The organism is Trebonia sp. (genome assembly GCF_049794275.1).
Classification (GTDB): Bacteria; Actinomycetota; Actinomycetes; order Streptosporangiales; family Streptosporangiaceae; genus Trebonia.
Genome location: NZ_JBARCR010000621.1, coordinates 1 through 1,806, shown reverse-complemented (window position 1 = coordinate 1,806; position 1,806 = coordinate 1). Strand labels below are relative to the sequence as shown.

Genomic DNA, 1,806 nt, shown 5'->3' with positions numbered 1-1,806 from the left:
TCAATGCCTCACTGGCGCCGTCGTATCGCGGTGACACCACCCGGATGCTCACCGACGTGCGCGGCTGGCTGGCCGACGGCTGGCGGGTCGTGCTGGTTACCGAGGGCCACGGGCCCGCCCAGCGGCTGGCCGAGATGCTCCGCGGCGAGGACATCGGCGCCCGCCTGCAGGACGTCACCGATCCGCCCGAGGCCGGCGTCCCCTATGTGACCACGGCCCGGATCCGGAACGGCTTCGTCTGGCCCGCCGCCCGGCTGGCCCTGCTCACCGAGAGCGACCTGGCCGGGCACCCGGCCGGGCTGCCCACGACCAGGGACATGCGCCGGATGCCCAGCCGGCGGCGCGGCGGCGTCGACCCGCTGCAGCTCAAGACCGGCGACTACGTGGTGCACGAGCAGCACGGCGTCGGCCGGTTCGTCGAACTGACCAGCCGGACCGCGGCGGGCGCGACCCGCGAGTACCTGGTGCTCGAGTACGCGCCGGGCAGGCGCGGCCACCCGCCGGACCGGCTGTACGTGCCGACCGACCAGCTGGACGAGGTCACCAAGTACGTCGGCGGCGAGGCGCCCACGCTGCACCGGCTCGGCGGCGCGGACTGGGCGAAGACCAAGGGCCGTGCCCGCAAGGCGGTCCGCGAGATCGCCGCGGAGCTCATCCGGCTGTACTCGGCACGGATGGCCTCGCCAGGCTACGCGTTCGGGCCCGACACGCCGTGGCAGCGCGAGCTCGAGGACGCGTTTCCCTACATTGAGACGCCCGACCAGCTCGCGGCCATCGACGAGGTCAAGCGCGACATGGAAAAGCCGGTGCCGATGGACCGGCTGATCTGCGGCGACGTCGGATACGGGAAGACCGAGATCGCGATCAGGGCCGCGTTCAAGGCGGTGCAGGACGGGCGCCAGGTGGCGGTGCTCGTGCCGACCACGCTGCTCGCGCAGCAGCACTTCAACACGTTCTCCGAGCGGTACGCCCCATTCCCCGTCTCGGTGAAACCGCTATCCCGGTTCCAGTCGAACGCGGAAGTCGCCGAGACCCTGCGCGGGCTCGCCGATGGCTCGGTCGACGTCGTCATCGGGACCCACCGGCTGCTGTCGCCTGAGACCAGGTTCAAGCAGCTCGGCCTGGTGGTCATCGACGAGGAGCAGCGGTTCGGCGTCGAGCACAAGGAATACCTGAAGCGGCTGCGCACCGAGGTGGACGTGCTCGCGATGTCGGCGACGCCGATCCCGCGCACGCTGGAGATGGGCGTGGCGGGGATCCGTGAGATGTCCACGATCCTCACGCCGCCTGAGGAGCGGCATCCGGTGCTGACCTTCGTCGGGCCGCAGGACGAGAAGCAGACCGCCGCCGCGATCAGGCGCGAGCTGTTGCGCGACGGTCAGGTGTTCTACGTACACAACCGGGTGCAGTCCATCCGGCGGGTCGCCGCGCGGCTCGCCGAGCTGGTGCCTGAGGCGCGGATCGCGGTCGCGCACGGGCAGATGAACGAGCACGAGCTCGAGAAGATCATGGTGGACTTCTGGGACAGGAACTTCGACGTACTCGTCGCGACGACGATCGTCGAGTCCGGGCTTGACATCCCGAACGCCAACACGCTGATCGTGGACCGGGCGGACGCCGCCGGGCTGTCGCAGCTGCACCAACTGCGCGGGCGCGTCGGCCGCGGCAGGGAGCGGGCGTACGCGTACTTCCTCTACCCGACGGAGAAGGCGCTGACCGAGACAGCGCACGAGCGGCTGGCCACCGTGGCGCAGCACACCGAGATCGGCGCCGGCATGTACGTCGCGCTGAAGGACCTGGAGATCA

At 70.6% G+C, this 1,806-nt stretch carries 1 protein-coding gene; it reads left to right on the top strand.

Annotation, left to right across the window (positions count from 1 at the left end; genetic code table 11):
* On the top strand, positions 1-1,806 hold a 1,806-nt coding region (mfd, locus tag WA805_RS16635; RefSeq protein ID WP_425242793.1), incomplete at both ends, for a transcription-repair coupling factor.